32 protein-coding genes and 1 pseudogene are annotated in these 26679 nt (G+C 35.1%); 7 read left to right on the top strand and 26 right to left on the bottom strand.

Features of this window, described 5'->3' with window-relative positions:
• The first annotated feature begins 5 nt into the window (after nt 1–5).
• The 3 genes from M44_RS28660 to M44_RS02085 all read left to right on the top strand — a co-directional run bounded on the left by M44_RS28660 (nt 6) and on the right by M44_RS02085 (nt 1613).
• Entirely contained in the window at nt 6–320 is a 315-nt protein-coding gene (locus M44_RS28660; protein ID WP_162013631.1) for a SpoIIE family protein phosphatase, read from the top strand.
• A gap of 23 nt (nt 321–343) precedes the next feature.
• Nucleotides 344–1132, top strand: a complete 789-nt coding sequence (locus tag M44_RS02080; RefSeq protein ID WP_010170478.1) for a LytS/YhcK type 5TM receptor domain-containing protein — start codon at nt 344–346, stop codon at nt 1130–1132.
• 91 nt (nt 1133–1223) lie between these two features.
• Entirely contained in the window at nt 1224–1613 is a 390-nt protein-coding gene (locus tag M44_RS02085; RefSeq protein ID WP_010170480.1) for a sensor histidine kinase, read from the top strand.
• A 14-nt stretch (nt 1614–1627) separates the two neighbouring features.
• Here M44_RS02085 and M44_RS02090 read toward each other — a convergent pair whose 3' ends face one another.
• Complete coding sequence (locus M44_RS02090) at nt 1628–1987, bottom strand: hypothetical protein (RefSeq protein WP_010170482.1); 360 nt, start codon at nt 1985–1987, stop codon at nt 1628–1630.
• Between the two features lie 151 nt (nt 1988–2138).
• On the opposite strand from M44_RS02090, the pseudogene M44_RS25765 reads away from it, so the two are divergent.
• Nucleotides 2139–2641, top strand: a pseudogene (locus M44_RS25765) (dihydrofolate reductase family protein).
• Nucleotides 2642–2673: 32 nt separating this feature from the next.
• On the opposite strand, the gene M44_RS29230 reads toward M44_RS25765, so the two are convergent.
• Entirely contained in the window at nt 2674–3102 is a 429-nt protein-coding gene (locus tag M44_RS29230; protein ID WP_337444020.1) for a VOC family protein, read from the bottom strand.
• Nucleotides 3077–3526 (bottom strand): VOC family protein, encoded by a 450-nt coding sequence (locus tag M44_RS29235; RefSeq protein WP_337444021.1) that lies wholly within the window; start codon nt 3524–3526, stop codon nt 3077–3079. Before M44_RS29235 ends, M44_RS29230 begins: the two co-directional genes overlap by 26 nt.
• Before the next feature lie 138 nt (nt 3527–3664).
• Here M44_RS29235 and M44_RS02110 point away from each other — a divergent pair, with 138 nt between their 5' ends.
• Nucleotides 3665–3970, top strand: a complete 306-nt coding sequence (locus M44_RS02110; protein ID WP_010170488.1) for a winged helix-turn-helix transcriptional regulator — start codon at nt 3665–3667, stop codon at nt 3968–3970.
• Nucleotides 3971–4173: 203 nt separating this feature from the next.
• On the opposite strand, the gene M44_RS02115 is transcribed toward M44_RS02110, so the two are convergent.
• The 7 genes from M44_RS02115 to M44_RS02150 all read right to left on the bottom strand — a co-directional run bounded on the left by M44_RS02115 (nt 4174) and on the right by M44_RS02150 (nt 9272).
• Complete coding sequence (locus M44_RS02115; RefSeq protein WP_010170490.1) at nt 4174–4575, bottom strand: hypothetical protein; 402 nt, start codon at nt 4573–4575, stop codon at nt 4174–4176.
• Nucleotides 4542–5309: a hypothetical protein gene (locus M44_RS02120; protein ID WP_155814874.1), complete on the bottom strand. Its 768-nt coding sequence runs from the start codon at nt 5307–5309 to the stop codon at nt 4542–4544. Before M44_RS02120 ends, M44_RS02115 begins: the two co-directional genes overlap by 34 nt.
• Nucleotides 5310–5432: 123 nt before the next feature.
• Nucleotides 5433–5759: a hypothetical protein gene (locus M44_RS02125; protein ID WP_010170493.1), complete on the bottom strand. Its 327-nt coding sequence runs from the start codon at nt 5757–5759 to the stop codon at nt 5433–5435.
• On the bottom strand, nt 5740–5970 hold the full coding sequence (locus M44_RS02130; RefSeq protein WP_010170494.1) for a hypothetical protein: 231 nt from the start codon (nt 5968–5970) through the stop codon (nt 5740–5742). Before M44_RS02130 ends, M44_RS02125 begins: the two co-directional genes overlap by 20 nt.
• A 157-nt stretch (nt 5971–6127) precedes the next feature.
• Nucleotides 6128–6325, bottom strand: a complete 198-nt coding sequence (locus M44_RS02135) for a hypothetical protein (protein WP_010170495.1) — start codon at nt 6323–6325, stop codon at nt 6128–6130.
• A gap of 1323 nt (nt 6326–7648) precedes the next feature.
• Nucleotides 7649–8683 carry a TnsD family Tn7-like transposition protein gene (locus M44_RS02145; RefSeq protein ID WP_029326684.1) on the bottom strand — a complete coding sequence of 345 codons (1035 nt, stop codon included), beginning with the start codon at nt 8681–8683 and terminating at the stop codon, nt 7649–7651.
• Nucleotides 8684–8714: 31 nt separating this feature from the next.
• Complete coding sequence (locus M44_RS02150; protein ID WP_029326685.1) at nt 8715–9272, bottom strand: TniQ family protein; 558 nt, start codon at nt 9270–9272, stop codon at nt 8715–8717.
• Between the two features lie 298 nt (nt 9273–9570).
• Here M44_RS02150 and M44_RS02160 point away from each other — a divergent pair, with 298 nt between their 5' ends.
• Entirely contained in the window at nt 9571–9810 is a 240-nt protein-coding gene (locus tag M44_RS02160; protein WP_010170501.1) for a hypothetical protein, read from the top strand.
• A gap of 384 nt (nt 9811–10194) precedes the next feature.
• On the opposite strand, the gene M44_RS02170 is transcribed toward M44_RS02160, so the two are convergent.
• Nucleotides 10195–10569 (bottom strand): hypothetical protein, encoded by a 375-nt coding sequence (locus tag M44_RS02170; protein ID WP_010170504.1) that lies wholly within the window; start codon nt 10567–10569, stop codon nt 10195–10197.
• A gap of 746 nt (nt 10570–11315) precedes the next feature.
• On the opposite strand from M44_RS02170, the gene M44_RS02175 reads away from it, so the two are divergent.
• On the top strand, nt 11316–11834 hold the full coding sequence (locus M44_RS02175) for a ribonuclease H family protein (protein WP_010170505.1): 519 nt from the start codon (nt 11316–11318) through the stop codon (nt 11832–11834).
• 490 nt (nt 11835–12324) lie between these two features.
• On the opposite strand, the gene M44_RS02180 is transcribed toward M44_RS02175, so the two are convergent.
• The 15 genes from M44_RS02180 to M44_RS02250 form a co-directional block, all read right to left on the bottom strand.
• Nucleotides 12325–14379 carry a coiled-coil domain-containing protein gene (locus M44_RS02180; protein WP_029326686.1) on the bottom strand — a complete coding sequence of 685 codons (2055 nt, stop codon included), beginning with the start codon at nt 14377–14379 and terminating at the stop codon, nt 12325–12327.
• 7 nt (nt 14380–14386) lie between these two features.
• On the bottom strand, nt 14387–15448 hold the full coding sequence (locus tag M44_RS02185; RefSeq protein WP_010170510.1) for a hypothetical protein: 1062 nt from the start codon (nt 15446–15448) through the stop codon (nt 14387–14389).
• Nucleotides 15391–16890 (bottom strand): AAA family ATPase, encoded by a 1500-nt coding sequence (locus M44_RS02190; RefSeq protein ID WP_010170512.1) that lies wholly within the window; start codon nt 16888–16890, stop codon nt 15391–15393. The genes M44_RS02185 and M44_RS02190 overlap by 58 nt, the downstream gene beginning before the upstream one ends.
• Complete coding sequence (locus M44_RS02195) at nt 16875–17066, bottom strand: hypothetical protein (protein ID WP_010170514.1); 192 nt, start codon at nt 17064–17066, stop codon at nt 16875–16877. The genes M44_RS02190 and M44_RS02195 overlap by 16 nt, the downstream gene beginning before the upstream one ends.
• 5 nt (nt 17067–17071) lie before the next feature.
• Nucleotides 17072–17833 carry a DUF6063 family protein gene (locus tag M44_RS02200; RefSeq protein WP_010170516.1) on the bottom strand — a complete coding sequence of 254 codons (762 nt, stop codon included), beginning with the start codon at nt 17831–17833 and terminating at the stop codon, nt 17072–17074.
• On the bottom strand, nt 17814–18659 hold the full coding sequence (locus M44_RS02205; protein ID WP_010170519.1) for a hypothetical protein: 846 nt from the start codon (nt 18657–18659) through the stop codon (nt 17814–17816). Before M44_RS02205 ends, M44_RS02200 begins: the two co-directional genes overlap by 20 nt.
• Before the next feature lie 64 nt (nt 18660–18723).
• The gene (locus M44_RS02210) at nt 18724–19335 is read right to left on the bottom strand and encodes a hypothetical protein (protein ID WP_010170521.1); all 612 of its coding nucleotides are present in this window, start codon (nt 19333–19335) and stop codon (nt 18724–18726) included.
• Nucleotides 19335–20459 (bottom strand): Wadjet anti-phage system protein JetD domain-containing protein, encoded by a 1125-nt coding sequence (locus M44_RS02215; RefSeq protein WP_010170522.1) that lies wholly within the window; start codon nt 20457–20459, stop codon nt 19335–19337. The genes M44_RS02210 and M44_RS02215 overlap by 1 nt, the downstream gene beginning before the upstream one ends.
• Nucleotides 20460–20653: 194 nt before the next feature.
• Entirely contained in the window at nt 20654–22528 is a 1875-nt protein-coding gene (locus M44_RS02220) for a TnsD family Tn7-like transposition protein (protein ID WP_010170525.1), read from the bottom strand.
• A gap of 273 nt (nt 22529–22801) precedes the next feature.
• Entirely contained in the window at nt 22802–23068 is a 267-nt protein-coding gene (locus tag M44_RS02225) for a hypothetical protein (RefSeq protein ID WP_010170526.1), read from the bottom strand.
• Between the two features lie 37 nt (nt 23069–23105).
• Entirely contained in the window at nt 23106–23804 is a 699-nt protein-coding gene (locus tag M44_RS24580; RefSeq protein ID WP_081447370.1) for an AAA family ATPase, read from the bottom strand.
• 26 nt (nt 23805–23830) lie between these two features.
• Nucleotides 23831–24430, bottom strand: a complete 600-nt coding sequence (locus M44_RS24585) for a hypothetical protein (protein ID WP_010170528.1) — start codon at nt 24428–24430, stop codon at nt 23831–23833.
• Complete coding sequence (locus M44_RS02240; RefSeq protein ID WP_029326688.1) at nt 24427–25788, bottom strand: Mu transposase C-terminal domain-containing protein; 1362 nt, start codon at nt 25786–25788, stop codon at nt 24427–24429. Before M44_RS02240 ends, M44_RS24585 begins: the two co-directional genes overlap by 4 nt.
• On the bottom strand, nt 25772–26221 hold the full coding sequence (locus M44_RS02245; protein ID WP_029326689.1) for a hypothetical protein: 450 nt from the start codon (nt 26219–26221) through the stop codon (nt 25772–25774). The genes M44_RS02240 and M44_RS02245 overlap by 17 nt, the downstream gene beginning before the upstream one ends.
• Nucleotides 26218–26565 carry a hypothetical protein gene (locus M44_RS02250; RefSeq protein ID WP_010170529.1) on the bottom strand — a complete coding sequence of 116 codons (348 nt, stop codon included), beginning with the start codon at nt 26563–26565 and terminating at the stop codon, nt 26218–26220. Before M44_RS02250 ends, M44_RS02245 begins: the two co-directional genes overlap by 4 nt.
• Nucleotides 26566–26679 lie beyond the last annotated feature (114 nt).

A 26679-nucleotide genomic window follows, 5' to 3' on the forward strand; every position in this document is an offset into this window, starting at 1 on the left:
CCATTTTGTACAGACCAAGGGAACAAACCTTTAGAGAAATATCAACCGATGGTCCTATCCTAGGGTTGTTACCTCATACAGTTTACGAGGCTGATAAAATGACTGTGGAAAAAGGAGATATTATTGTATTTTACACCGATGGAATAATTGAAAGACGAAAGAACACCTCCGATTCAAATTCCATTATTAAATCTAGCTTGAGTACAATCGATTTAACGGTTTCTGCACAAGAAATAACCGAAGCACTATACGAAAAAATAAAAGAGTATCATCCGTTTGCAATTGAAGATGATCAAACTTTAATCGTATTGAAAGTATAGTAGATAGAGAAGAGAGTGATGGTATGGGCGGGACGAAGACGATTACAGAATTGCTGCTTTTAAATTTTCTGTTAATCTTAACACCAATCTATTTTTATCAGTTTATTATTACGAATTATTCTGCTTGGAAAAGTAGAGTTAGTTTAGGGATTATATGCGGGGCCGCAAGCATTCTATGTATGATATTCCCTATCGTTTCTGGCACAGGATTTTTATGGGATTTACGCTGGATTGCGTTAATGATGAGTATTTTATACGGTGGCGTGCTTGCCGGAAGTATTACTGCTTTGATGTTAGTAGTTTTTCGATTTAGCTTAGGAGGTTTACTTGGGTCCGTTAACGTCCTGGTTGTGGCTTTGATTTTACTCTTATCATTATTGTATCTGAAAAAATCTTATCAACGTCAGGCTTTAACAGGTAAGATAATCCGGGGAATCTATTTCTCTATTTATTCTTATGCAGTTGTTGTTAGTGCCATCGCCGTTCATTTTTGGATAGTAGGAAACATGTCCTTTTTCTTTCAGCACGGCTTAAATGTCTTTTTACTCATGTTTGTTTCTTATATTTTCGCTACCTCCTTGTTTATCTATTTTTCGGAGAATATTCGAGATTACTCTCGAGTAAAAGAACATGTATCGCAAGCTGAAAAAGGGAATCTTGTTAGTGAGCTATCGACCTTATTCTCTATTGATATGTCCCAAACTCTCGAAAAAGCGCACACTGCTTTAAACGACGCGACTTCTCAAGGAGATTGGGTTCGTACCAATCATTTAGTCCCTATACAAAAAAATTTAACAAAAAGCACAGGCTAAGCTCTCACGATATGTTCAAAATACCAAGGAAACATCCACTTTAAAAGAGGCTGTTTCTATCAAAGAATCGATCGAAGAAGTTTTATCCTTAATGGCCGGCTACTCTAAACAAAAGCAGTTGAACGTTAAGAAAGAAATTCAATCTGATTTAACTTTATTTATTGAACCGATAAAATTAAAACAAATCTTACTCAATATTCTTAAGAATGCAGCGGATGCCACTCCTCACGGAGGAACTATTTCCTTAGCTGCTTACCATAAAGAGCATAGTATAGTAATAGAAATTAATGACACAGGTATCGGCCTATCAACCGCTCAGCTTCAATCCATTATGGAATTTGACTCTACAAAAATGAATAAGACGATTGGCAGAGGGCTAACGGTTACCTTTCACTTACTCTCAAGCATTAGCGGGAGCATCGTGTACGAAAGTGAAGTGGATAAAGGAACCAATGTGAGGATAAGAATACCCAAAAAATAAACGGTAAGGGCACCTTAAGGGGTGCTCTTTTGATAGTCTTGAAAATAATTGAAAGCTCCTTGCTTCAACATTTCTCCTAATTCTTCATCTGCTAATCTATATTTCTTAGCTAGCTTCCTTGTTTTTCTTTTGTCTTGCAAGCTACCTACTATCGTAACTTCTTCTGTATTCGTATCCATTTCTAAGGTCATAAAGGGTTTTCCATCACACGTGTAATATGCTATTACTTTCGTCAAATCTTGTTCATTTACCGTGTAATGAGGGATGACTCCAATGGGACGATATAGGGTCCTACCAACTGACTTCTTGATAAGGGGTATGGTTCCCAACCCAACTAACACTGTACTTATGATAAGAAAAGATGATTTTTTCATGTTAACGCCCTCTCTTGCATGTTTTACTCATTATCTTACTTAGGGCTCAATGTTTCAATACAATCTCATCTTTTTTGGTATACTACTAAAATCAGAGCTTAAAGGAGGAAGAATCGTGAGAAAGAATCGAAGGGTTATTTGCTATATCGCGATGAGTTTAGATGGATACATCGCTGAAAAGGATGGCGGCATTGATTGGCTTCATGAGATGGAATCCGTAGGAGAAGGCGACAACGGTTATGAAGATTTTTACGATAGGATTGATACGGTCCTTATGGGCAAGAAAACGTATGATCAGGTTATGAGCTTCGTACAGGAGTTCCCTTACCCTGGTAAAAAAGCTTATGTATTTAGTCGATCCACTACCGGTCAAGATAAGCACGTAGAATATGTGAACGAAGATATAGGATCTTTTACGGAAAGTTTGAGGGAGAAAGCCGGACTGGATATCTGGATGGGTTGGGGGGGAGCGATCTCCTTCATGATTTTATTAAAGAAGGATTAATCGATGAGTTGATCATTACGTTGATTCCCATTATTTTAGGTGCGGGTGTTCCATTGTTTAAGCATCAAGCAGCTCCTATTCCTCTGAAGCTTATACGCACGAAACCGTACGGAGAGTTTGTTCAAGTACACTATGAAGTAAAAGGATGATCGCCAGACCTGACAGCGCCATCCTTATTGTATTATGAACTAAGAATGACTTGAATTCCAGAAGGATCAAACGTTATCGCTTGATCTTCATTTTCTTCAATGGTTGACCCTAGCTCTTTTAATCGTTGGACGGCTTGATTTCTTTCTTCTATGGTTGGATAACGTAATAAAAAGGAGTCTAATCCTGCACTGTTAGGAGCTGGCTTTGGTGCCCCTACACCACTCCAAGTGTTTAGACCAATATGGTGATGGTAGCCTCCCGTCGATAGAAATAAGGCCTGCCCACCATATTCGTTCACCACTTTAAAGCCTAATCCTTTTGTATAAAACGTTCTCGCTTCTTCTAGGTGTGCTACATGAAGATGGATATGTCCCATGACGGTATCCTTCGGAAGCCCCGTCCACTGTGCCTGTTCACATTGCGCTATTATTTCTTCATAACGGAGCGGGTCCGTTGCCATGGCTACAGATAGATTTACCTTCCCATCTCCAATCCGTTGACGGGCGATCTCGGTAAAGTTCTATTCCATTGCCGTCAGGATCAGATAAATAAATGGCTTCACTCACTAAATGATCAGCTGCCCCAATTTCAATTCCGTATTCTGCAAGATGATAAATGAAATCCCCTAGATCTTTTCGCTCTGGAAGTAATAAAGCAAAGTGATAAAGCCCTGTGGTTCTTTCCTTTTTCTCTTCAGCTTGAATGGGTACTTGAAGAGATAAGAGAGGGGTGCGCCCATCAGCAGTTAAGACCGCTGTCCTCTCTGTTTCCTCTAGTACATTGAAACCAATTATCTCTTGATAAAACGTCAGAGACCTTGCTAAATTTGCTACTTTAATGGTTACATGTGCAACATAGGTCGATCCTTCATCATGAAAGCCCATCCCTCTTCCTCCTTATCGTCCTGCTAGTCTTTTGGTTACTTTATGTAAGTTAGTTTATTTTTATTATTTGTTTTCGTCAAGTAAGATGATTTTAATAATACGACCATTGTAGTATAACTATGGTAGGGGGAATTTCATATGAAACCATCAAACGTGTGTCCACGGTTTGAAAAAGCCATTCAAATAGTAAGCCAACGTTGGACTGGACTTATCGTCTATCAACTTCTAACAGGTCCGCAGCGTTTTAACGAGATTCAAGGTTCCATAGGAATTAGCGGAAAGGTATTATCTGATCGCCTTAAAGACCTTGAACAAGAGGGCATCGTAGAACGAACGGTTATCCCATCAACACCTGTTATGATTGAATACTCTCTTACAAAAAAAGGCGCAGCCATGGAGCCTGTTATTAACCAAATAGAATCCTGGTCAAGAGAATGGATCTGACAAGGGGACAGGGACTTTGTCCTGCAGTAGAACTTAAATTTCGAATAAAATCCTACTATTTAGTTAAAAGCCTTGAGCTTCGGCTCAAGGCTTTTTGTCTTTTGTTCCGTCCGCTTTAGCATTTTAGTGGTATTTAGTGTCAGCCCGATCCTAGGGTTCGTATATGAGCTAAAGTAAAAGACAAGGTCCCTGTCCCCTTAACTTTAACTGTGATGATCACGCTCTCCTTCCAGGCTTGTAATCTCCTTGGTTAATTTTTCAATCTGCTTTTCAATTAGCTTCTCCATATCTTTCGAGTTATTATCTACATTTCCTGCAACTAGAGTATTCATTAACCACTCTACTATTTGAAGATCCACATTGGTGTCTTTTCCTTCTGACTCTAGGGGGGAAGGTACAATACTTTCCATTAACTTCTTTTCTTCTATCAAACTATCATAGGCATTTTGAAGCGCTTGATTTTCTCTCTTAAGATTCTCTACCAAATCGAGCGTAGAACCAAGTTCTTCTGTATTATGTTCCTCAATTTTTAATTGCTCTACATACTCCCTAAGGGATTTGTAATCTTCATTCAACTCTTCAAAATGAGATTCAATCGTATGCAAACGTTCGTATTCTTCTTGTTTCTCTTGTGATAGTTGATGGTATGCTTCAATACGCGCTTGAAGCATCTCACTTTTGTTTTTTCTATTTCTTTTTCAAGTAATTCCTTTTCTTTTGTTAAAAATTTATTTTGTTGGAGGGACTCCTCATAAAGAATAAAGGCTTCCTTCTTTTCCTTCTCAACATTTTGATAGAGAGTGTTATTCTCATCTAATTGTGTTTGAAGTCTTTGATACTGTTCTTCCATTTGATTCATTTGGTTAAGAAGAGTTTGAAAGGTTTCTGCCTGTTCCTCTGAACGTAGATGTATTTTCAATTTTTCCTCTGTAATTTGATCAATAACGTTAAGAAGTTTTTCTTCTTTTAACTTAGCCTCTTTTAATCGTTTTTCTACCTCTTGCAGTTTCTCCTTAAGCTGGATAGTCTCCTTTTCCTCTGCTTCTACCTTCTCTTGTACATGTTTAACACGATCTAAAAGCAGATCATTTTTATCCTTTTCCTCAGCCATTTCGGCTATCCATTTTTCTTTCTCTTTTAAAAGTTCATTTAACTTTCCTTGTACCTTAGAAAGGTTTTCTTCGGAATTTCTTACTTCTATTTTTAAATCGCTCATTTCTTGCTCATATAATGCAATTTTTCTTTCAGTTTGTTCTGCTTGTTTTGAAAAAGAGTCGTATTCTCCCATTTTCTTACTTTCTAACTCTTTTACCTGTTGATGCAGTTGGTGAATTTCCATCTTTAACTGATCGATTAAAACGATTCTTGTACTATTCTGGTAATCAATAATTTTTTGTTTATTACCTTTTTAATTCGGATTGGTAATGAATTATTTTCTGTTGGAGTTGTATCATTTCATCACTCATTTCAAACCCTCCTTTTCAACTACATCATCTGGAGATTCAAGAAGAGCTATAACAGAATGAAAAGCTTCATTTGATTCTGTTATCCATTCCGATACTTTGTGGATTAAATAATCCGCTGTATCATCTGAACGTACACCTTCACTTTTGTCAACAGACTTAATAGTCATCCAATGTAGTATCAATAAAGACAACATTTGCTGATCAAGAAATACAAAGCTAGTGCCTGAAGAATGAGATTCTCTATATTTTTGTATTTGACTCATCAACATTTCTTTTTGCAACTTTTTCAAGTGAATCATATAGTCAAACTCCTGAGGTTCCATTAGCAGTTTCCTCCCCACTATCATTAGAACCTTGAATGTGAATAGCATTAAAAGACTTGATTCCGTCCGGAAATTCGTCAGAATAGACGTATCCTACTATCCCTCCAGAATACGTTTGTGTGGCTTTCCATTTTAGTTGAAAAGAACTAAATGTTAAACTTTCTCCTGGTTTAATTTCATTTGTCGATGGCTGTAACCAATATTGATCCATACTTTTAACATCACCTATTCGCTTCCATACACTTGAAGTATTCATACCATTTGTATTGGTTTTTTCCGTTATATACCGTCCTGAAAAGTAGAATGGTGAATCCTTCTTTAATTGGATAAGAATATAAGGATTAGAAAGGATAGAGGTTCCAATATTCTTAATGACAAAACTCCCTAGGCATAGGTTTTCTCCCTTTTCTGAATGTATTAAATTTAAAGAATACGTTAGGTAGCATATCACCTTGGTTATTTTTTTGTGATTTATGAATAAGGTCTTTTATTTTGTCTACATAGGATAACGTTAGTTCATGATAGGCTTCAAGTTGTTCTTCCAAGCTACTGATTTTCCTACCCATCCCTTCACCTCTTTCTATAACAGCTTAGACGCTCCCTAATGGATTACTTTCCTATCAAAAGTGATATTGGATGATTTTAGAACATACGATAAGTAGAAATAATATATATCCAGTCAAAATATTTGACAGATTTTTTTCATAAAGCAATCCTTTGTATACTACTTTTCTTATAGTTGAAAGATTAATCTTCCTAATTCATCTAATTTGTTTTCTACACGTAAAAAGTGAATAAAAGAATCCATCTTGAACAGGACGCTCTCAAATTGGATTCTTTTTATTTTAAGAGTGAGTAGAGTCATACATAAGGTTTTAAGATTTTTACCCTACGATTAATGAGTAGAGGATGTTGAATACATGTAATGATTTAAAATTAAAAAAACCAGAGGTTTCCTGTATCATTAGGAAACCTCTGGTTTTTAAACTATTTAACTTTTATTGGAATTTAGATGTACCAGAAAAATAAAGTTGTTCCCTGGCCTTCCTTTCAAACCCTTGCCCTGACTGACTTTCCATAAATTGTAGGCGAATTAGTTGTTCCCTAATTCGCTCTTTTCTTGTCCTATTTTTAGTCAGATTTCAGGTTTTTCAGGTAAATAAGTTGTTCCCTGAAATGCTGGATTTGTTCTGCTTTTTCACGCCTTTTCTCATGCTTTTTCTCGCTCTTTTACCCGCCTCTTTTTTATCCCGCTTTGTTTTCAAACCGAAGGTTTATCAGGCTTTCTCTCCCGCTTTTCTTCTTGCTTTTCTCCATGTTCTTTCTCGCCAGGCTTTTTCATCGCTCTTTTTATCCAACAAAAAACACGAGGAAAATCGGATAGTGATTCCGACTTTCGCTCGTGTTAGGGAACGGTTTATTTAACCAACAATACAGTTTATTTTGCTCAGGAACAACTCGATTTTGCTGGTACATTAGTGTTCAAGTACATTATAGATGTATAGTAATAATCGCTCCAAACCCTGGTTTTGTGATGCTGGTTTTTTTGCAAGTCCATTAAAGATGAATAGTACCAATTTTGCTAGTTTTACATGGTTGTATAGTAGTTCCAACCCATACCCTAAAAAATATGTATCATCTAATAATACTCTGAATTAATACCTAATCTTTTTTGCACATATTCAACCAACCATTTCTGTGGATATTTAACCGGAATTTGCGGATAAATATCCTCTTCCTTTATTGACTCCCTTGCCCCAATTTCTAAGTTCAATATTATCCAGTCAACTAATCGGAACAGATAATTAGACTTGGATTCCAAAGAATCCTTAATCAGGCTATTTGTTTTAGGTAAACTAGATACATACCGTTTTGGCAAATTTAACAGCCTACATATTTCTTTTTTTGTTAATTCTAAGAGGTCTGTGCCCATCGTTATCCCAGTTCATAAGTATTTCAGAAACCCTATCAAACAATTCGATATCTTCCTTTACATTATCACTTTTTGTATGTCCCTTCTTTAAATTAGACATAGTTTTATTTAACCATTGTTCATCGTGTTGTTGTAGCCAAACATAAGTATTTGGTTTTTCGTTTATTACTTCTCTTATAGATATATCGTGTTTTGCCTGAAGAATTTCTTCTATCCGTTTTCGGTATTTATCTCTTTCATCATCCATTGAAAAAACTTTTCTTCTACTTTTTATAATAGGAAGAGAATAATCTTCGCCCACATCAGTCTCCATTCCTAAGTTTGCTATCGCACTTTTTAATGCATCGGTTCCAATACCTAACTCTTCTCTCATATACTTCAATGTTCTACGTTCCTTCATTAAATTATGAAGCTTACTTTCCCAAACAGGACCATATTGTCTTACGATACCTTTTCTAAATTCATCCTCTTCGCTAATAAATGGACCTCTTCTAGTATAGATAAACCCGCAATCACATATGAAAGTGCCCGAATAATTATCTGAAGTTCTATAATGAATATCAACTTTCTTTATTACCCTTTCCTTATAATGAGAAGCCGCAGGATTCAAACAGTACCAAGGTCCATTTCCAAAAGGAGATTCTTCAACTATATTAGAAATATCCTCTATAAAAAACCGCTCAACAGAACCAGATAAAAAGCGCATCAATAAAACATGTCTTATAGGAAACAAATTTAAGTTTTTTGCATAAACCAGTTTTAATAACCAATGGTTTTTAATATAAACTGACGGCAAACCTAAAGTTTCTAATATATTTAAACCATAGAAATCAACAAAGTCAGACACCAATTTTCCACTTTTTAATTTACCTGTTCTTAGAGTAAAGCCTTTGTATTTCAAAAGAGCTTTATATTTCTCTAATAAAGCTGTTCCAGTAACTGTTACCTCCGAAGAAAGTAACCAAGTAATATCAGATGCGATGTCCAGCAATAGTTTGTATTCACTTTCACTTTGTTTTTTGTTATCCTATGACAGGATTCTCTAAATCGTAAGGCGTGATATAGCGCAATTCTTGTTTTTCAGTAATTCTTTGAATTTTATTTAAATATGTACCATGTTTAGGACATACCATTACTCCCTGAACCTGATGCAATCTACTAATATACGATTCCCCATATTTAAAAAAGTCTTCCTTAGCACATTCAACACAATAATATATGTCGCTGTTCCTTTGTAATCTTAGTCCCATTTTATTTAGTATTAGTCCTTCTTTACGGCTACACATTAAATCCTTTATTTCTTCAGCAAACTCATCATTCATAAAAGGTCTATACAATGGAAACAAGGTGCAGTTACGAATGAGATATACTTCTGTGATACCCCATCTAGAAGGAATTCTTTTACTAATTTCGTCAATTTTTGTGGGGAAGTCCATTGAAAGATTTTTAACCTCTTTATAGCCAAATAATTCATTATAGCTATTGCTCCACGATAAGCTACCAGTGTGAATATGATACCTAGAAATTAAACTATAAAGTGTTTCACCTGGATATATTTGCGGAAAATATGGTATTAACAAAAATACTCCTCCTATTGTATATACTTTGTATGTACATACCCCCAATAAAACGAAAAAAATCCACGTATCCAAAGGATAGGGATTTTTTTGAAAATATGTAATTGAAAACTTTTTCCAAGCTATTGATACTAATTTAAGAATAAGGTAATTACACAATTTCGGCAATATTATTCTCAACTCAAAACTTTTGCAATTTCGAATATACCTTTCCAAATTGATGTTTCCCTGTATAAAAAAGCTTTTCACCTAATAATACAAACGTACGTTTGAAAATAATATGTTGAAAGGATGGCAATAAATGAACTTCATTGAAATCCCATTAACAAAGTGCAAAATTTTCTTAACTGAAAAAGAATTAGTTGGGCTTCTGAGTAAGGATGTTGAGTTATACAAAGAAAGCCTTCAAAGAGGAAAAGCTTTTACCAGAAGTAAAAGACAGCTAGAAAGGGAAGAAAAACATTTTAGGAATTATGAAGCATCAGTTTTACAAAAAAAATATACATTAATATGTAAGGAGAGAACAAATGGATTCCTATAAAATTGGTACTTGGTTCTCATATAAGAAACCAAAATGGGAGACAAATCTCCAATGGTGTAGCGATAACATAATAGAGAAAACTGGATTATCAAGAGAGCGACTAAAGAAGGTACTTGAAATATTACATGAAAATAATATTATCGACTAGACACCTTACCTTATTATATTAAAGTTAAGGGGAAGCGAGCTTCCTACTATAAAGATAGTATACACATTGTATATACACAGTATGCACAATCTTTTAATACCACAAAGGGAATGTACTACATTCCCTTCAAATACTATTATAAAATTTATTGATTATTCTGATTGCCTTCTCAATATCCGATATTGAAGGTTTAATATTGTTTGGAGAACCTTCCTTTTTAATTTCGTCAAATTTATCTAACATATAATTTTTTGTATTTTTTTTCCTTTAATCATTCCATGAAACCTTTGATTGCTACCAATCACCTTATACAGTGGTAGTATTGCTAAATCTCCTACATTTTTCCCTTCTTTTTCTTCATCATAATCTTCCCATTGATAACCTAATAAGGTGATTTTCCCTTCTGCTTGAAGCCTTCGTATAACATCTTGTTTTTGACTATAAATTTTTTGGCTTTGTTGCTTGTTAAACTTTGCATACTTGTTTAACTTCCCTAAAGCCCATACAATATTATCTGTTATTAAATCTTCATCTGTCGCAGTAAACGGGGTTGTTTCAAAGTCGGAATATACTTCCATGATAATTTGATTTTCTGAATTAAGCTCTGGCATATAAATACTGATAATTAAATCCCCACTTGAAACAGCATTTTTTCTTTAATTTTCTCCCATTGTCTAAATGGTCCCTTTCTATCATAAATCCATTAGGGATGTCTTTCTTTTTATAATAACTAGGCACAACTAATCCCATCCATTTCTTTTATTTTTTCATCTCACATTCCTTTAATAATAACTTACCTTCTGTATTTCCTTTAATATATGGCTCAACTCAAATCAATCTTCGTTCCTTCGTCTTTTCCTCCACCTGCTTGAATTCTCCAATGTCCTCTTATTACACAACTATATTCCCTTCTACTTTTAATGTTTCATAACGTTATATGTTTCCTCAAATTGGAATCTATGATTATCATATACCAATCTTATAATGTGATTTACCTTTTGGCATTGGTTGGTCTTTTAGCAATATCTTTACCTGCTAGACTATACATAACCTCATATTGAATCTTTTTCAAGTATAATATTAAATTAATATCCAATTTTAAGACATTTCCTAATACATTCAGACCAGTTTTTATTCTATTTAAGCAGTTAATCAGCATACAAAAACTTTTTATATAAAGTTTATTTAGAAGTTTGGTAAAGATAATTTCTTCTTATCTTCACCAAAAACGACAATGAAATTTTACAAAGTAAAATATCATATAGAAGGTAATAAATACTTTTATGTAGACCTCAGATGTTTGATTTTCTCCAAATTTACCGATAATGATTTAATAAATATCAATGGAGGCTAAAAATTGACTCAATACATTATCGACGGCTCCCAAAAAGGGTTGGCTATCGGTGCGGGCATTGTAGAAATAAGGAATAATGGTTTCTTTAACCTTAAAAATTTTACAACTTACCATACCGCAGCTAGTTCCGTTTTAGCAGAGATTTTCGCTTTAGAATCGTCATTAAAATTAATAAAAGCATTGGAGAATGAATTTTATAGCAGGATTCTTATATTCTCTGATAACAGTTCTGTTATCAAATTCTTTAATGATGATTTAAAAAACTCCAATCTTTCTTCTGATACTTACATCTCCGGAATACAAAGACAAATTATATCATTAAGTAAAATGACAGATATCAGTGTCCATCGGATTGGGAACGAATACTTAAAGTTGCATAACATTGCCCATAATTTAAGCCGATTATATTTACAGGACCCGAATAATGAAGCTTTTTACAACGAGAAATCGATAGACCTACCTATGTTAAAAACATCAGTGCCACTTAAAAATAATATTCCGAAAGAGCCAAGCAAAACATAGTCCATGATTGATTCAAAACTGACAAAAAAACAAACTAAATCAATAAAGAATAGAAAAAAAAGAGTCCGCTATTCCATCCCAAATTGCACTGAAAACCTCTTCCAAAACCAATTTGCCAAATACCAATAATGAAGTAAAAACAACCGAAAAAATACAAAAAGTAAGAAAAAGCAGCAACAAGCTCACTTCCTTGGTCTCAATAGATGCAAATCAAGTGAACGGTCAATGGCAACTATTAGTTGATGGGAAAGTCGTAGAAAAGCAATCGAGTTTCATAAAATCAGTTGAAAATTTTACAATGAAAAATAAAAGATAGCATTGGGGTGAACTTGATTTTTTCTCCTTCAGATAAAATCAAGAAATTATTAAAGGCAGTTGAGAGAAATAAATATGTGAAATTATTAGTTCAGTCTTTTAACCAAGTCGGCTAATATCAAATTTAGCGGACATTAGAAAAACCGGACAACGTTGTGTCCGGTTTTTTATGCTACTAAGATATATTGCCTTGTTCTTCTGGATTATCAAGCACACTAAAATTTTGCAAATACTTACGATAGTTCTTAACAAGCTTCTTTTCAAGAACCTTGCGCCCTTCCTTCATCTCAATGTTCATGTTGTTAATGGTAGGAAACTTGGATGTAATAGATACATTTGTAATTGGAGGTGCAACAACCAACCATTGAATGTTTAATAGGTCCAGTAAACTGAAGACCCCTTCAACCAGTTCTGGTGCTGACATGGTTCCAAATGGGTTATCTGTGACGAGGAACAATGGACTATTTTCCTCTACTCTTTGTCTCATTAACATCGCTATAACAATGAAATGGGCGAGCAATGTTTGACCTCCACTCTTTGTCGAAGAGGTGACACTTCCTTGGTTAATGGTTTCCCATTCCTTGTATACCGCATGCTTAGCTTCCCCTCTGAGCAATCCGCCCTCAATACCAGGAATGTGAATCATTAAACGAGGAAAATCTCCCATAGCCTTTAATACTAACTTTGATATATTCATGGTTTTAACGACATCATGCACCGTAAAATTATCAATTTTGTCCTTATATTTACTAACATAGAAATCAATTTCGTTCATACAAAGTTCTTTGACCAAAGGCTTGATATCCTCTAATTTTGTAGGGAATGGAAAGTTCTTATTGTACTTTATTAATGGAAATCGTTCCTTTTTCCAGTTTACAATTGTCAATTTTCGTACCAGGTCCTGTAGAACATTGATTACATCAAGCACCCTTCTGGATTGACGTTCTGCACACAAATCAACAGCTTTGTCTGCTTTTTCCTTTTGTTCAAGTTCATCTTGTAAGTTATTTTTTGCCCAATCAAGATAATTGTTCAAAGAAGCCACGGCATCATCAAAACTCATATCCCGAATAGTAGATAAGAAATGGACCAATTCCTTTTGATAAGTTTCTGGTATATTTGTAAAAGAATCAATTTTGTCCTTAATCTGTGTAATGCGTTTACCCAGATTTTCTTGATAGAAACGATAATCCGTGGATAATGAATTATATTTCTGGTTCCACTTAGTGAAATATTCCATTGGATTTTCATGAATAAATACACTTTCTTTCTCTGATAGCACTTGTGTAGAGTGAACCGGCAGCTTCAAATCTTTTAGCAGACGAGTTATTTGTTCCATTCCCTCGATGGACGTACGAAGCTTGGTGATTTCTTCCCTTGTATCACTATACTGCCTTTCCAAGAGGTTCCGCTCTTTTCGATATTGCTCTTTCGCTGCTTTCCAATCCGGAATCTCTATATATTCAGCTCCAAAACGAGGATAGTCCTTCTCCATATCCTTCTTTTTGTCCTCCAAGCGTTTTTCAAGTTTTTCGATTTCCTCACGATTGTATTTCATTTTGTTCATGATTTCATCCACCTTTGTTTGCCCTTGGTCCCGCTGTTTCTCTGCCTGGGTCACAAGAGTGACAAGATGCATTTCATCACTTTCAGGTACAGATAATTCCTTCCATGAGTTCCCATACAAATCTTGAAGGATATTTTCGTGTTTAATAACTTGTTCTTGCCATGTTTTAACCGTTTGGTTCAGTTCTGCTAATCGCATATTTTTATTACTTATGTTCTTGTCAAGTTCATGGTATCTGATGATATGCTCTCGTGCTTCTTTGGATAATGAATGACCGTAGGAGTGTGAGCGTAAATCCTGTTTTTCATCGAACGTATTGATTAAGGCTGCTACTGGCATTTGTATATCCTCTAGCATCCGCCTTAGTGTACTATAGTTGTTTCGAACATATCCCATCCAGTTGTTAAAACTTGCGTTGTTGTTTGTTTTTTGAATAGTGATTTTCTCTTTTTCTTCCTCTAATTGTGTTATGCTGTCTTCTATTTCCTTGATGAGCTTAAGGAAATTCGATTTTGTTTTTCTGTTTTCTTTATCTTGTTCTAGTTCATTTTCTAACAGCAAGAGTTCCTTTTCATTCTTTTCAAGGTCTACCAACTTATTGCTCAGTGACCCAACCTCTTCCATCTTCTTTTTAAGCGCCTCTTCTTTCTCTTCTAACTGCACTTTAAAGTCAGATAAAATATTCGTTTGTCTTTTTTTCTTCTGTTTGAAGATTTAAAAGTTTAAGACTCAATTCCACTTTTAAAATTCCGCTTAAAAGGACTTCCAATTCCTTCGAAACCTTCTCGATTTGTTCGATTTTTCTCTCAAATGCCCCAACTTCGTGGTCGGCATCATCTGCGTTCTTTTCCACCATAACTTTCCACTGTTCAAACTCATATTCATCTTCAAGGAAACTATAGCTTAAATCTTTGAATAAATAATTCATCTCATCTTGTTTGTTCAAGAACGGATTCGTTGTGCTCTGTTTGTCCTTTTTGCTTGATTTCGTTTTATCAACCAATACAACATGACTACGAATTAACTCTTGTTCAATAAACGATAGATTTAACGACTCAAATGATTCTTCCAATATGACAATGCTATATCGTAGAGCTGGGTTCCGCTCAAGTTCATATTGCTTCTCATCGTGAGAAAGCTGATGAAGATACTCGCTTCCATACATGGACTCAATACGGTGAGCATTTAAAAGTTGTTTAACTTTAAGTAGGTCACTGTTTGGGATATAGGAACCAATCTTATCTCCTTCCTCTATTAAATGAATATCTTCCTGTAATGTCCACATTTTCCTGAGTTGTTCCTTGTGGGCATACTTGGTTTTTTCCAAGTAAATTTCAAGGTCTTTCCTGATTTCGTAGTAATTCTCCCTTTCCAATTCAGGAGGATAATGTGTTTTTAAAATTTTCGAGACATTGGCTACTAGTTCATTTTCTTTTTGGGAAGCAACTATACTTTCCTTCTCCACTTGCTTAATTCCACTTCCAATTTCTCCTACACGGTCTTCCTGCCTGGCTAAATCTATCCTTGTATCTAGGATTTCATTTTCCAAAATAGACTGAGACTTCGTTGCGATTTCAAATTCTGATTTAACCTGGGTTAGTTCCAATCTGGTCTTATCTATGATTTCGGAAATTTGGTAAGGCAGTTCGGTCCCAAACTGTATACAAGCTTCCGCTAATTTTTTCTCGAATTGGTCAATTGCATTCGAAAGGTCATATACCTTAAATTCCAAACCTTTTTTTTTGTTTGACCCTCTGAATCCATGTCCATTTTAAGTTGCTGAATTTTGTGCTCATGAGCGAGTATAGAACAGGCATTCCGGTTCATTTCCTTTTGCCAAGATTCAGAAATACTCACCCATCGCTCTTTAAAATACTCCCTAATTTCTTTAAGTCCGGCTGTTGCTTCTTTTAAATCTTCCGATTCTAATAAAGTCGATATACTCTGATTATTAGCCTCTATTTCATCCAGTTTGTCCATTCTTCTTTTTAGTTCAAGATTCACTTTTTCTTTTATAAGCTGCGATTGATATCCTTTAAGGGCAAGGTCTGCTTTTAATTGTTCATGTTCCAACTCATAGTATTGCCCATCAACCTCATCCCTCTCTTGGTGCAAAGCAATATAATCGATGTTTGCATATTTCCATCTTGCAATGTCACGTTGCTCTTTCCGGGCAATTTGTTCCCTTTCAAGTTTTGTTACTTGGTTTTCTTTGTAATCCATTAATGAAGTTAGGAGTTGAAGGAGTTCACTACCTTTATTTTTCCATATTTCTACGGATTGTTTAATTTCTTCTCCTTCCCTAAAGCGGTCTTGAAGTGGCAGAATAAAATCATTAATTTGTTCAATACTGTCTACCATTGCTAACAGGTCGGGCAATTCCTTTGAAATCTTCAAGGCTTCTAAAAACCAAGTGGTTACAACGGATACCTCTTTTTTATTCCTTGAATCGATTCCTTCAATCTTATCATTTATTGTTGGAATGAGAAGGTTGTAGAACAAACCAGTATTATCGGTAGAGCCTTTGAAGAACTCTCCGAACCCGCCTTCGCCATCATTGATTCTTTTTAAAATGTTAACCGTGTTGGTATCATAGCCATATTCCTCAATTTTTTCTATATATGAATCTCTGTCTTGTTTCGAATAAAAATTGAATGACTTATCAGATTTAATTGCTTCTTTCCAAGTAGTGAAAGGAACCGCCTCTTTTTCTTTTTCATTCCACAACTGAAATTCAAAAATATCAGCCATCTCAATCACTAAAGGCTCCATAGTATAAAGAAAATAATCAAGCTCAATGGGAGAACTTGTTTGTGCCTTTTTATCATTTGAGACGAGGCGCGGTGTTACCGCTATACCAAGTATCACACGTTTGGATAATGACACTTGCCATTCTTGGACAATATGAAAGGTGTATTCGATGGGTCTATCTTCATCATTAAAAAAGAAGTGATGTACATGGTTAAGGTCTTTCTTCCATGAAGTCAAAGGGTCTAATGTCTGAAACAAGGTTTGGAAAAAGACCCCCTTACCGCCTCCATTTCTAAGAATATAGGCTGCATGACCAGGCATAGATTCAGGAATGGTAAAGTCCAACTTTAAGTCATCCGTATGTATGTTTCCTGAGTCGTACTTTAATCCAACAACTCTCATCTTTGCTAGTCTCGCTTCCATGATGCTCTTCCCCCTTCCTTACTCCTCGAATCTTGAAAAACATTCTGATGAATCACTCCTTTTCCATGTCCATTTGGAATAACAAGTAGCCCATGTTCAGTTAGTTCATTATAAAATCCCTCTCGATTCAATTCCTTTATACTAAAGGCTAAAATTCGATTGTTTGAAAATTTCATAATCCTTATGCCCCCATTTCTCCAGTTTCTTTTACATCCTCTAATAAAACTTGGAATACATCATAACGGTCCTGGTATCTATCCATATTTCCAAATCGTGCTCGCAATCTCTCAAAGAAAACTGGCGTTGGGGTCATTCGGCTAGTTTGTGCAGTTCGTTCTATAAACACCATTTTATCCTTTTCCAACTCTCTTACTGCTCCATCAATCAATCCAAACTTAGATTCCTTGATATAACTTACACGTCCATTTTCTAATTTGTGATACCGAAGCAACTTCCACTTTTTATGCATTTCTTTTACAGCAAGTGACCAGTCCTTAGAAAATGTCCCTTCCGATTCTATATCAAGTTCGTGCCAATGCTTTAAGGCTTTGGTCACTAATTCCTCAATCTCACCATAGGATAACCCTTCATTCTCCCACTTAATTTTGGAATCAATGTCGTTATCCGCTTCGGAACAAATGACCATCCACACAACTCCCATGATGTATAAATCAACTCGATTTTCATAGGATTTAACTTTCCTTTTTAACTCGGATATCGGGTTAGTGTGGAAGGAGTTGTGTGGTTGAACAAGTATGTGTATGTGTTTATCTTGTCTCACGACCCTTAGCCCAAAGCTCTCCGCCAGCCTTCTTACACAATTTCGAACTTCCTGAGATTCAACATACGGATGGACTAACGTATGGTCATTCGGCAGATACTTTTTCTGCCATAAACAAGCCACTAATTCAAAAGCTGCCCTCTCAATTTGAGCGATGTTCATTTTCTTCCGCCTCCTCCATGATTAATAAATAGGTAGATACATCAATTTTATTTCGTAAAACCATTGAGTCATTGCTGGGGATGCTAAAAATCTGTTTGTTCCTTAATATGGATAATTCAGGATATTCCTCCATCAACTTGGAGAGTAACAAGGCTTTATCGTCACTGTCTATTTGTAGAAGGTTTTCCTCATTAACTATGAAAGGTTCGTCCATCGAGGCGAAGGCTAACCAGAAATCGAAAGCCTCCGGATTCTCAACCCACCTTGCCATCGTTAACTCATCTATTTGTTGTAAAAGCCTTAAGGAAACTCTCCCTGCTTTCAACAACTCTTCAAATATTGGTTTCCATAATGTTAAAATGGAATCCCAATCGAGAGATATTGGCTCAAATTGAGGCTTTGTCTTGGTTCCAGTTCCTCCAAAAGTAGGGCGAGATAAATCCAAATGCTCCTCAATTCCCCATTCCAATGGTAGGATGGAAGGCTTATTGGGCGAAAACAATGATTCTACCAGTGTTACCATTTCGTCAGGATGAGCAAAACCTACTACTTTGGCTTTGTCTTCCCAAATGGTTTTCCTGAATGAGGTGGTATTGGTTAGCCAAATATTCCTGAAATGAGAGTTTCTTATCTGCAATTCAAGTCGGACATTTTCAATCACCAATTTTGCTAGCATATCGTGATTATTTTTAGTTTTTGAGAGTCGTTTAGTTAATTGCATGTAGGTATTTTGATGCTCTGGAGACACAGCTATTCTCCTTAGAATTCCATCTAGTTTCCTGTACTTCTGGCTTTCTTCATCAAATTGCGCTTCCACATCTTTCAACTGTTTCCCCCATCGACTTTTATTTTCGTAGATGGTTGACTTTGGATTCCTGATAAGCTCATCTTTATGGATTTTTTCCTTCTTTTAACAGGGTCATAACCCGATGGTTTAACGTATCCAACATTCTTAAAGCAGACTTCAACTCACCTTTTTCAATCAGCAATTCAACCAGAATCTGCTGTATCGAAACAGGGAGATGTTTTTGAATTTCATTAGTATTTAAAAAAAGAGCCTGTGCTTCTTCAGTAAGTTTGTAAACCGGTAGCCCTTCTTCAAAATTTGTTGAATCCCTATCAATCTCAAGGTACTGAAAACGAAAGGTCTCCCATTCCATTTTATGTTCATTAAAGAATTGTTCTTGGAATGCAAAGGTATGCTTCGAACTGCCCTCATTAACCATAAGAGCATCTACTATCTTTTCGGCTTCAAACCAATCACATTCTATTTTCATGGATTCAGCCAACTTGTAAACCGTCTGTACTAGGTCTTCCCTTGTTCGTCTGACATCATCCAATAATTCCTGATAGAAAATCACTGCAATAAGGGTGAATGATAAGTGACGTGCAAAAGGATTTAATCGCCCAAAATTAGCCCCTGTGCCAAGAATCCAAATAGGAATTAAGGTCTTAAAGCGAGAACCTAAATCTTCAAAGGATAATTGCAGTGCCTTTTCCATTAATGAAACCCTCCCTTAATGTAAAGAGTCTCAAAATTTATACACTCTTGAGCGATACGCTTCCGTTCGTTCCACAACGCCTGAATCCCTTCAAAAGTTTCTTTGTGATTTTCAAATTCCTCTTTAAGCAAGTCCAAGTTTTTTTCAATTAAGTTCTGGTTTTTAAATACAGCAGTCGCCACCTCATTTGAAAAGGAAATTAAAAACGAATAAAAAGGGTGCGCCAACAAAATATTGAAATCCGTATATTTACTTTTAACATCAAAGTAGATATTAAAGCCTTCATAATCAATATCCCCTGAGTAACGTATCGTCAGTTGGGTAGGGTCATCAGTTATATCCTTTAAGTAGTCCAATGTATTACATATTCTGTACCCTTCTCCCCAAACCAGGTAATGTGGTATAGGTCCAAAATTCCAGTGGAGTTGTCGGATTATTACTTCTTTAAGAGTTTGATAAGTAGATAACCCTTCTACGACCAGAACCTCATGTAGATAGTTTTCTGGCACCGCTTCATTCTTCCAATATTGAAATGGCTCATGGACAACCTTATACAAAAGGTCTTCGGGTGATAATTTAAGGCGATTCATTAAGCTCACTCCATGCGAAGAAGCTAAATACTTTTCCGCTTCTATATCATCTGGAAGTTGTTCATTTTTAAATAACATCAGTGAACGCTCCTCTCTGGTTATTTTTATATGTGCATCTTTGTTTTTTACAAATTGATAGAGTATCAGTATCTTTCTCCACTCATCCTCGGTCTGATATTTTTTCTGTCTTAAGTAGAATCCTAAATCTAAACGGTTCATGACTTTTGCGATATCCGCCTTATTCCATATGTTTTCAACATATTTAGGTGAAATCCAATAGGTATCGTTTAGGCGAGGTCGTTTTCCATTGAATCTAGGATTCTTTACATCTTGCAGAATACCATACTTCTTTAACCTAATAATGACCTCATAAAATTCCTTATATCCTCCTAATTCGTTATATTTTCGAGCAGAACCCACAGCTCCAATTACTTCATTTTCAAATTTTTCAATTCGTAGAAGTTTCCTTGAACTTCTCTGTTTTTCACGTATGGACGTGATGAAACTAATGATGATTTCTTCTATATGCCCCATATTGACCTTGACCATCTTTCTTTTTGTTAATAGTCTCGTCAAAATAATAGTTTTTTAAACTAGTAAAATTAATAAATAAGCCTTTTTATCAAAAATAATAGAGGAGACTCCAATGCAATAAAGCAGAGAACTCACGTTCTCTGCTTAACAGGCAATACATCATTAATATATGCAAAGGCTACACACGATAATTGTTAAACTTTCCAAACTATCTGTGTGTGCTTTTCTATTTCTTGAGCTATTACTTCCTTAACTCTATATGAAATATCTGGTCTTAAACCCGCCTTTTTATATACCAACCATTCCTTAATAAATAAATCTTCTTTTGCCAAATTTTCTATTACTATTTTTACTCGCCTTATTTGAAAGTCTTCAACACTTTCTGTTACCGATTTCAAATATTCAATAGACTGGGGTAATTTCTTTGCGTATTTTTCTACCCAAACCACCCTGTTTACTTTCTTTGAAATGGACTTTTTTGTTTTTCGAATAGGTTTTTCCTCATCATTCCAGTTATCTACTACTTTTTTCAGCTCAGTTAAAAGCACTTTATCCCGTTTCTCCCAATCGACATTTACAGTGTTTCGAGAAAAAACCTTCCTTGATGGTAAATGGTTATATAACCACTCTTTATCATTTTTATATAGCCAAAAATACAAATCTTGTGAACCAGCTCTTAATTCACTTATTGATAATGTTTGATTTTCTATTTGGAATTGTAACCACTTTTCCCTTTTTATTAATAAATTAATATTTTGCTGTTTTTGTTTTTCTTTATCTTCAATTATCGTATGAAGATACTTCTTTTCCCCTATTAAAGTTAAGTGCTTTTTTATAACCTTAATGTCGGTGTTCAGTGCATTTGATATATATGTTAAACTTTTTCCATCCTTAATCATGGATTGCACAGCATTTTCCCAAACCGGTCCAAACTCCAGAACCCTACTTTTCTTTAATTCATCCCCTTCTTGAAGATTCCGCGTATAGATATAACCACAAGAGCAACTAAACCTTCCAATTAGATTTTTTGATTTAGAATTTATACTAAAAGTTACTTCAGTAACACATCTTTGCAAATAATGGTCCGCTGATGGATTAAGGCAGAACCAAGGACCCTTCCCAAAAGGTCCGTTAGGTTCTGCTCCCTTGAAAAAATTCTCTACAGAACCAAATAGAAATCTCATCATTAATACATGATGTAGCGGATGAAAAGCCTTCCGATTCTTCCTTACCAGTTCATGCACCCAATTATTTTCGGATTCACTATCAATATCACAATTAAGTATCTTCAATAATTTGGAAGAAAAGAATTTCTTAACGCTGCTAACCAACTCTTTTTGTTTTACTCTACCAGTAGAAGTAGCTAGATTCTTGTGTATAAGAGCTGAAATGTACTTTTCCTTGTAATAGTTAATAGGTTGTGCGGGAATATCAGAATTAATAATCCAATATAAATCCTTTGCTATCTCAAATAACTTATCAAATATTTCTTCATAGGTCATACCCCTGTTCCCATCGGTAATGTCCACAGCATAAAAAGCCGCAACATATTCATGCTGGCTAGAAAGTGGAAGTTTCACTATACTATTCCTCAATAAGCAACCATGATGTGGACATACCAAAACGCCCGGCACTTGATGGACACGATGCCAATACGGTTCTCCATACTGCTCTATTTCCTCTTGATAACAAGTTGGACAATATTCCAAGTAGCTTTTGGCTGGTATCCTATTTGCCGTAACACCTATTTGAGCGTGTATATTATTGTTTTCTCCACTTTTTAGTTTAGATTTAATAATATTTGCCCTTTCTACCGGCAGAAATGGTTGATATAGCGGAAACATCGTATGGTCCTTAATGAATACTTCACTATTCAACCTATTAAAAACTAATTTATCTCCTAAATCATTTAAATTACAAGGAAAATCTATTACTGCTCTCATTGTGGATTTCCCAAATAACTCATTAATAGTTGCTTTGAAACTTAGTTTTCCAGAGTGAACATGAAAACGAGCAATGACGCTATATAGCAGTTCATCTTTATGTAATAAAGGAAAGTACCCTATCATACTAAATCCCCTCCAAGTCAGGTAGATTAGTATACAGGATGGACAATTTATAAGATAATCATACAATCACTTTTAATCTTCGGATTTATTTCAATTCACCACTTCTCTAATTTTAGATATTCATATTCAATAGGAATTGATACTTTGTTCTAACCCCAATAAATGACATAATTAAAAGAGCTTGGTTTTACCGAGCTCTTTAGTATTTTGTAAGGTTAAAGTTTGCTAGTCCACTATTTTTAGAATAACTTATCTTCAATAACCAACTTAAAATTATTCTATTGAAGGAACTTGGATTAGTCCTTTTTTCTTCAAAACATCTTTAATCTCATCACCCTCCGAAACAGCTGCTATTAGTAAACTTTCATCGTCTTTTTCAAGGATACTTTGAACAGTCCTTGGAGATGTTTCTTTAGTGTTGGGTTGACTGAATTCATAAGAAATTGCTTTAAGGGCTAATTTCTCCTCGGTTGAATTCTCGCCTAGCTCCTCAATTGCTAATTGAGCATACTTGTTCGCCTTTTTCTTTCCAATTCCCATTCCTAATAACTTAGCAATGGTTTTATCTAGCTTTGTTTCAAGAACAACTTTCTTTTCCTACCTTTTGTTGTTCAATTTCTTCCAAAGCCTTTTTAAAATCTTCTTCCGTCATTGGCTTTTGATTCAATGGAACAATCTTTCTTTTTACTGGTTTTATATCATCAAACCAGTCTAAAGTCACACCATTGTCTTCTTTTAAGGCGTTTAGAGCTTTTGCCATCAAGGAGAATTTTTCCTTTTTAACTTGCTTAATAATTTGTGGCGTTATAATTTCTTTTCCACCTTTGTTAATGACTTTTTCTTGCGTAAATCGGTATAGCTTTTGTGCAACATCCAAAATCCCCTGGGTCTCATCATATATTAAATCTATTATCTCCTCTGTTAAGGGAGTATAGGTTTTTGTATATTGAACTTCCCATAATCCCTCTAAATAAAGCCTCCACGTTTCATCTTTGTCCATCGGGTCCCAAAATTGTGGTCCATCAGCAGATAACCGGCGGATTTGTCGAAACTCTGTTGCAACAACTTTAATCGCTTTAGGTGTACCAATAAGTATTACCGGCAAACTAATTTTGTTCATTAGAGACACGAAGAAATTTAACATTATTTTTGCCCCACCACTTTTTTGGACATTTAGATGTTGGATTTCATCAATAATTAAAATGCCGATACAATACAAACTTGCTAAATGCTCCATATAATTGGTCATGCCTTCAATACGGAAATTTTTCCTCATAACATATTCAGAATGCTTAGTACCTATTAAATTATCAATCTCCTTAAAAAATTATAGCAAAGTCCTACTAGCCCCCCATTATAAGCACAATTTATTTTAAGATAGGTTATTTGAATTCTGGTTAGCTTTTCATGAGATATTACTTGAGGATATAATCCTAATATTTTATCCATCGAAGTGCTTTTTCCGATGCCTGAACTACCAATAAAGACAAGTCCACTATGCCCTTCTTTGCCTTGTTCTTGTAAACAATATTCATAAGGCTCTTTGTTTACAATCTTACTATGGCTTTCGTAAAGTTTCTTAATCTGTTTAGGGTTTAGTGGATTCCTATCTACATATCCTTGCCTTATACAAACTGATATCTTTTGTTCTAATTCGATGTGGAACTGAAAAGGCTGAAAATAGCTTTCGACTGTAGATTTGACGAGATGTATTCGATATACCCCATCGAGTTTCTTAAGTTCTTCGGATATAGTTGGATAATAGGCTAATTTTTCATAGACTTCCCCTTTAGTTAGAATTGGTGGCAAAGCCTCTATTAGATGGTTTCCTTTATAATCGGGTATTATCTGGTCAATATAATGTGCAGGAACACCTATTTCCTTAACTTCATTTTCACTCATCCCATTTTCCCCCTCCGCAATCTCCTTAATAAGGCTACATCGTTATCATCATCTTCTTCCTCGTCTATATCTTCCACATCTGCTTGCTTTTGTACTTGTGTAAACTTCTGATAGTGATTTTCCTCCATTAAAATAAAAGCTTCTTCCTTCCTTTCTAATTCTTTATCAACAGCTCTATTAGGAAGAATCTCTTTAGTCGTTACCTGTTTTATTTGTCTATCTCCTCTTCTCTTTGTTGCCTCTTCCACTATTTTTTCAATAATTGCTTTTTGATTAACATTTCCTTTTTCAATAGCCTCTTCCTGGATTGCCTTCGCCTTCTTCTCTAGGTCCTGTTTTAGTTTAACTTCTGCAAATGTCATTCCTCGATATACTTCACTCTTTGGTAGTAATTCACATGCCTCATATTTCCCATTCCCCAGGTGAATATATATATAATCAACCAATCTTGGGTCATATGAAACATTTATTTTCCAAGTCTTACTTTCTGCACGATAATACCAATCTTCATCTTCGACATACTTACAAGAATAGTGCATATTTTTAAATTTTATTCCCGTAGTTTTTACACTAGCTTTCTCCACAGGCATTAAATTGAATTTAACCTTTTTTTGGTCAAAGGTCCTTAGTATTCCGCGTGCTTTACTTATTCCCCAACTCCATAACTCGTTTGGTATAGGTTTTACATTATCCTTTAGCATATCCTTTGTGACTGGGTAATCTTCAATCCAGTGATTCTGATTGTAATTTAATATTCCTTCAATAATAATTTTTGTATAATCTTCTATTGTTAGCACAGCTTCTTTTCTGTAATCAGGGGCTCCGCGTTCACCTGCATCTTTATGTACGTATCCAGGAAGTAAGGATTTAATCCTTTCCTCCGCCCTATAAATATACTGCTCAACAATACCCTTTAAATCGGCTCTTCCAGTTGGAGTATTATCAAATTTGATTGAAAATGCTAGTAAATATCGTTCGATTTTGTCACTAGTATATTCTGGACCTTTATCAGTACGTATCACAAGAGGCATATGCTTAGCTCGCCACATATCTGGAGTAATTTCATAACCATATTGTTTACAGAATTCAACCTTGTCCATGTTTGCATTGGCAAGTGCCATCATCGCTCCTACCCACGATGCTTCCTCCAACCCAATATAAAAACCCACAACTTCCCGTGAGAACACATCAATGACATAATAAACGGTAGCTCGTCCAATTATTTTTCCAGGATTGAATCTCGATACAAGGTATACATTGCTCTTAGTTGAATCTATTTGATATACGGAACCTGGACCCTTTACTATGGAAGAACCTAAAACAGGACGTTCAGTTAAATTGTTATTTTTTTGAACCAATTCTCTTCTTTCTGTCCTCAGAAGTATTGTGATATTTAGCATTATAGTGTTTTAATTGTTTAAGGGTCGGTCTATTAGGTCTTGGTATTAGTTCTTTTTTGCCATTTCGAAAATATTCATCGGAATAGTATTGCTTAATCAACTGTTCATGTACATGACGGAGTGTAGGATATCCCTCTTTTTTGTAATATTTATTTAAAACTTGGTCAAATTGTTTTTTTACTTCCCTTGTTAGAGGGACACCTTTATTTTCAGCGTATAATGGTTTTGCTCCAGGTTTTTTCTCAACAAAATTTCTTTCCTTACTGCCGGTAGCTTCATAATTAGGGAGAAGAGCATTTATAATTTTTCCTTGTTGCCAATATCTCCTGAAATATTTATATACCGTCATAGGATGCAATTTGCCATTCTGTTTAACAATTTCTTGTATCATCCTCCATCTAATTTTTTCGTTAAATATATCGGGCTCTTTTTCAGCAGAAACAGCTTCTTGTATATATTTCCAATTTTTATCACGCCGGTTTTATGTTTTTCCGGAATATCTTCCTCGTGGATAACTTTAAAATAGGGGTCAACTAACTCAATAAATTGTTCCTTTTCATCTAAACCTTGTTGGATTGAGGAAAACTGGCGATATACCGGTAGAGCTTTCTCATCATCAATATCAATGATAAAGCAATCATAGCCCTCGTCATCTACCCACAAGATTCGCTGCCTTAATAAGGTACCGTCTGGCATTTCAGTAACAATAATAGAATTTACAGAAACGGATAACATGTAATTACCTCCCCATCTAAATCTGGCAAAATGAAATTTTATCATTTTCCCAATCTACCAATTAACTAATAAAATAGAGTAAAAAGAGTTTAAGTAAAATGAGCCATTTGAAAG

Origin of the sequence: Bacillus coahuilensis m4-4, assembly GCF_000171615.1 — a bacterium.
Lineage (GTDB): Bacteria > Bacillota > Bacilli > Bacillales > Bacillaceae_K > Bacillus_T > Bacillus_T coahuilensis.